This window comes from Roseateles paludis (genome assembly GCF_039872745.1).
Lineage (GTDB): Bacteria > Pseudomonadota > Gammaproteobacteria > Burkholderiales > Burkholderiaceae_C > Pelomonas > Pelomonas paludis.
In genome coordinates this window covers 1-1313 of record NZ_JBDPZD010000019.1, presented here as the reverse complement: position 1 = coordinate 1313, position 1313 = coordinate 1, and the positions used below count along the sequence as shown (strand labels likewise).

The window sequence follows — 1313 nt, the reverse complement described above, 5'->3', positions numbered from 1 at the left end:
TGAAGCGCCCCGGGTATTGCGGAGGCCCGTTGGTTTAAGTCAGACGGGCGCGGCCTGACCAGCGCGTTGACGATGGTAGTTGGCTTCAAACTCAGCTGGCGGGACGTACCCGAGCGGCGCCATCAGCCGGTGATTGTTGAACCACGCCACCCACTCCAGCGTTGCCAGTTCGACCGCTTGCTTGGTCTTCCATGGCCCTCGACGATGAATGACCTCGGCCTTGTACAACCCGTTGATCGTCTCGGCCAGGGCGTTGTCGTAGCTGTCTCCCGTGGAGCCGACGGAGGGTTCGATACCTGCCTCGGCCAAGCGCTCGCTGTAGCGAATGCTGACGTATTGCGAGCCTCTGTCGGAGTGGTGCACCAAGCCCTCCTCGTGGCCCGGCCTGCGGTCGAACAACGCCTGCTCCAGCGCATCCAGCACGAACTCGGTGTGCATTGAGCTGCTCTGTCGCCAACCAACGATGCGCCGGCTGAACACGTCGACGACAAAGGCGATGTAGACCCAGCCCTGCCACGTTGAAACGTAGGTGAAGTCCGAGACCCAAAGCTGGTTCGGCCGCTCCGCGATGAACTTCCGATTGACCAGGTCAAGCGGACAGGCTGCCTTGGGGTCGGGCACGGTGGTTCGCACCTGCTTGCCGCGACGGGCGCCCTGCAGGCCCTCTTGACCCATCAACCGCTCCACGGTGCAGCGCGCCACCGGGATGCCTTCGCGGTTCATCTGGCGCCAGACCTTGTCGGCTCCATAGACCCGCAAGTTGGCTTCCCAGACCCGCCGCAGCTGCGGCACCAAGCTCGCGTCGCGCTGGGCGCGTACAGAGCGCAGGGATGGGCACCGCTGCCGCGCTGCGTGGCGCCAATAGGCCGATGGGGCGATCTGCAAAACACGGCAGATCGACTCGACCCCAAACTGCTGGCGCCGCTGGTCGACAAAGTCCTTCAGGACTTGATGCGGCGGTCGAGCTCCGCCTGAGCAAAAAACGCGCTGGCCAGCTTCAGGATCTCGTTGGCCTTGCGCAGCTCGCGCACTTCACGTTCAAGTTCCTTGATGCGCTGTGCCTCAGTCGTTGAGAGGCCTTCGCGCTGACCGGCGTCAACCTCGTGCTGCCGAATCCAGGTGTGCAGTGTCTGGGGCACACAGCCGATCTTGCCGGCGATGGACTCGATGGCGGCCCACTGGGACGGGTGCTCGCCGCGGTGCTCCAGCACCATACGTACCGCGCGCTCGCGCACCTCGGGTGAAAACTTCGGGGACTTCTTCATGGCTCCATTCTCTAGAGTTGGAGCCTCCTCAAAACCCGGGGCGCTTCA

The 1313-nt window shown here is 63.9% G+C and carries 1 protein-coding gene and 1 other annotated feature; the gene reads right to left on the bottom strand.

What is annotated here, in order from left to right:
- Nucleotides 1-39: 39 nt before the first annotated feature.
- Nucleotides 40-1265, bottom strand: a protein-coding gene (locus ABDJ85_RS20285) for an IS3 family transposase (protein ID WP_347706626.1) whose coding sequence is annotated in 2 segments (ribosomal slippage) — nt 40-977 and nt 977-1265 — 1227 coding nt in all. Because the reading frame shifts where the segments join, the coding sequence is not laid out codon by codon here.
- Nucleotides 871-987 (bottom strand) — a sequence feature (AL1L pseudoknot). It overlaps the preceding gene by 117 nt.
- Nucleotides 1266-1313: the final 48 nt, after the last annotated feature.